The sequence below is a fragment of the Candidatus Termitispirillum reticulitermitis genome, from assembly GCF_054655775.1.
Window position 1 is genome coordinate 1 of sequence record NZ_BAAIHG010000095.1, and the last position, 3,260, is coordinate 3,260.

6 protein-coding genes are annotated in these 3,260 nt (G+C 37.4%); 5 read left to right on the top strand and 1 reads right to left on the bottom strand.

All coding sequences use genetic code 11. From position 1 onward, the window contains the following. Positions 1-121: 121 nt before the first annotated feature. Complete coding sequence (locus AC1MDJ_RS07185; protein ID WP_479690246.1) at positions 122-709, bottom strand: disulfide bond formation protein B; 588 nt, start codon at positions 707-709, stop codon at positions 122-124. A gap of 173 nt (positions 710-882) precedes the next feature. Here AC1MDJ_RS07185 and AC1MDJ_RS07190 point away from each other — a divergent pair, with 173 nt between their 5' ends. The 5 genes from AC1MDJ_RS07190 to AC1MDJ_RS07210 all read left to right on the top strand — a co-directional run. Beyond that, positions 883-1,404 (top strand): hypothetical protein, encoded by a 522-nt coding sequence (locus AC1MDJ_RS07190; RefSeq protein ID WP_479690247.1) that lies wholly within the window; start codon positions 883-885, stop codon positions 1,402-1,404. 22 nt (positions 1,405-1,426) lie between these two features. Next, the gene (locus AC1MDJ_RS07195; RefSeq protein WP_479690248.1) at positions 1,427-1,795 is read left to right on the top strand and encodes a hypothetical protein; all 369 of its coding nucleotides are present in this window, start codon (positions 1,427-1,429) and stop codon (positions 1,793-1,795) included. Between the two features lie 122 nt (positions 1,796-1,917). Next, positions 1,918-2,358: an Imm40 family immunity protein gene (gene imm40 / locus AC1MDJ_RS07200; RefSeq protein ID WP_479690249.1), complete on the top strand. Its 441-nt coding sequence runs from the start codon at positions 1,918-1,920 to the stop codon at positions 2,356-2,358. Between the two features lie 213 nt (positions 2,359-2,571). Next, a complete protein-coding gene (locus AC1MDJ_RS07205; RefSeq protein ID WP_479690250.1) occupies positions 2,572-2,718 on the top strand; it encodes a hypothetical protein in 147 nt (48 codons plus the stop codon). Positions 2,719-2,721: 3 nt separating this feature from the next. Next, positions 2,722-3,260: hypothetical protein (locus AC1MDJ_RS07210; protein WP_479690251.1), on the top strand; the 539-nt coding region annotated here is incomplete at its 3' end.

A 3,260-nucleotide genomic window follows, 5' to 3' on the forward strand; every position in this document is an offset into this window, starting at 1 on the left:
ACCTTGTTTGCCCCATAGAGGCTAGAAAATAGCTTATATCCATAGTCTGTTGCTACTGATATAATATATTTTTTGGGGCAATCTTTCATATATCTATGCGTGTCAGATGTCCCGCCTAGTATTAACTGCATCGTCCGAACTTATCCTTTATAGTAGCCCCTATCAATAGCAAAAATGCCAGCGTGTATGCGGCGTAAAATAGAAACAAACATTCAGACATATTAAAACCGAAGAGTAGCCAGCCATCCGCTCCGCACGTGCCCGTAGGCTGGAACATTGAAGGAAACCATTCATTTAATGGTAGTCCTAATGGAAATGTGGGGTGCAGTGAACACGTGCTTATAAGCCCATTATATGCAAATATATCTTTAGTGCCGTTCTGAATGCTATCAACCATTATATAGTGCCATTCAAGTGCAATATTCCAAAACCACCCTTTAACTATTCCATAAACACACATAACATAGCCGATAATGCGACATATAGCTGATGTCGGTTTTATTGCAATAATGAGAGAGCCTATCGCTATTATAAACATTGACAGACGTATATAAACGCACAGCTCGCAGGGTAGGTAGCCTTGAATATTTTGGAAAACTTCCCATGCCAGCACATCAAGCACAATAGGGGTTAACCCAAGTATGAACCATACAGGACGTTGGCTCTGCCAAGTATTAAGCGTTGTTATTAGTTCCCTAGTTAGTTTCATAATATTTATATTAGCATAATTTTGTTATTATGTGTAAATTAGGCTTGCTTTTATTAAGCTAAATTTCTAAAAATTACCCTTGACACGTTATCACGATACGGGTATATAAGGTATCTATCGTAGGATATGGGCAGTATATATATCTTGTCCAAACTGGTTGGAGGGGTTTGTTTATGCGTGGGTCTAGGCTATTAATATTGCTAATGGTTATAATATCTATTAGCGTGGATGTAGCACAAGCGGCTCAGGAAGCATATATGCATTATGGAGAGGCTACTGTGGATTTATTTTCAATTAAACATTCCGATGAACGTGGCTCTAGTCAACAATCTACAACTATGGGAGCATCATTTCAGTTTGGAATACCCTTTATTTCATTTGGTATGGATTTCGTTTCCGATGGTATGTCAAGTTTTTTTGCTCCTATGTATATATGCAAGTTGCCATTTGAACTTAAACGTGACCATTACCTAAATGTTTATGGGGGTATCGGGTGGGCTGTGGGATACGGTATACTCAAAGATAAAGGAGACGATGTAAAATACCTGTCTGCTCAAAGCAGGGTGCTAGAATGTGGTATAACATTGTGCATTCGTAAGTTTGCAATTGGTTTCAAGTTGAGAACGTTGGATACCTTTAATGAAACTATGTATGGTATATCTATTGGAACAGCAATTTCAGGGGAAATTCTGTAGGGCTAATGAAAAGGAGGGAGATATGTTTAAATTTAAACTTAAATTTGGGTTGCTAGACGTGATGGTTATATTGTTTACGTCTAGACTATTTGTTGTGAACTTTGATAGAATAGAGCGCATGGAGGAGTTGGCTTGGTTTGTGGTGTGGATTATTGTTTGCCTAGTAAAGCTTGTTGTCTATTTAGGCAATAAACGAAGAAATCGCGACCATATACCTAACTCTGAGTGGGGGCTACTAGATGGGTTAACTCTGCTACTTACGCTTAGATTCTTGTTTATAAATGTTAATGGAATAGGCATCAGCCGAACTGAATCTATATGGTTTGTGGCGTGGTTTGTTGTTTGCCTAATAGAGTATATGCTCTATCTAAAGGACAAACAAGAAAAATAGTTCCAAGTATAAAAATAATGAGGTAATATGACGAAACAGGCGGCAATTACATCGTTTGGGACTGGCTTTTATGGCAGTGCTGGGCTACAATACAACTCAGAGACAAGCAGAGGAAACTAAAAATGGATGGTATATTACCAGTAGACTTATTAGATATATTACCAGTAGACTTATTTGATAAAGGCATTGATTTGTCGCCAATAGGATATGAGGGTAGGGGATTTTACGCTAAAGATTTGGTGTGTGTTGCTGATATTCTCATTGAGCATAATATGGTTGTTGTTGGTGGTGAAGCGCATCATTTTGAGGGCGACAGATTAGTAATGAGCAACCATATGGATGAATTTTGGGATTTTCAATGGGACCATAATGCAGTATATGAAGAATATGTTGCTCGCTCTGTAAAGTATATGCTTGAATATGTAGAAAAGACTAAACACAAAAAAAATTATATCTATGCTGCTATAGTAGCTGATAGGGCAAGATTTTATATAGCATCAAACTATGCCGCAGTTATAAATAGATGGTCTAACCGGGAATGGGTAGGGCAAGATTTTATATAATATCAAACTATGCCGCAGTTATGAATAGTATGACTAAATGGGCTTAGCATGCAAAGATATTTGGTTCAAGCTTAGATTAGATTGGCTTGGGGTTGATATAAGATATGGTGGTATTGATTCAACTATCTATTCTGACGAATGGAGTAGAGATATTTTGTATTGAACGAAAAGCATTTGACTTGTGTATTTATTATATGTTATAAGCAGTATAAAGTGTCTTATTTTATCCTATTTATCCTGCTATTAAGTGCAACGGGTAATATTAGTAATATAGGGCATATAGGAGCATTAAGAGATTTAACGGCGAGCACAAACACGTTTAACAACTATGGACAACTAACGAGTGGCAGGAGCAACTGACTAATGAAACATTTAGACAAAAAAATATTTATATTATGCGTGTTGGCTTTATCTTTAGCCAGTCTCGTTTGGGCTAGCGATAATAAGAACAACGACAAATATTTGGTTGTTAACCTTGTGTCTCGTGCTTATGCCCTGTCTGACTATAGAGGGAATATGGAGGTGGGGGGAGGTCATATCTACAGTGCTGAAAAAAAACCCTTTGCTACTGATGTGGAGAAGCAATTAAAAAACCGCGCTCATAGATATTCTAAAGAGCAATGTGTAGATGGCATTTATGACGCTTTGGAAGATTTGCTGGATGGTGGTGCTGATGACGAATATATTGCGAACGGTGTTTATGCCAGTGATAGAGGACATGGTAGATTTGTTTGTGTTCCATACGTTTATGTAGAAAATTTCGGGGGTTTCGGTTCTCATTTTGATATGATTGATAATATAACAAAATTTATTGATGCCTCAAAAGGGCTGATAGCTGAAAAGTTTGTGGATAGTGACAACTTTTCTTCTTATACGATATTTCCATTGGAGGAAGACCAACA

What these genes read in the sequence shown, in the direction of transcription:
- imm40 (WP_479690249.1), top strand. Translation starts at nt 1,918, where the DNA reads ATGGATGGTATATTACCAGTAGACTTATTAGATATATTACCAGTAGAC.
- AC1MDJ_RS07190 (WP_479690247.1), top strand. Translation starts at nt 883, where the DNA reads ATGCGTGGGTCTAGGCTATTAATATTGCTAATGGTTATAATATCTATT.
- AC1MDJ_RS07185 (WP_479690246.1), bottom strand. Translation starts at nt 709, where the DNA reads ATGAAACTAACTAGGGAACTAATAACAACGCTTAATACTTGGCAGAGC.
- AC1MDJ_RS07195 (WP_479690248.1), top strand. Translation starts at nt 1,427, where the DNA reads ATGTTTAAATTTAAACTTAAATTTGGGTTGCTAGACGTGATGGTTATA.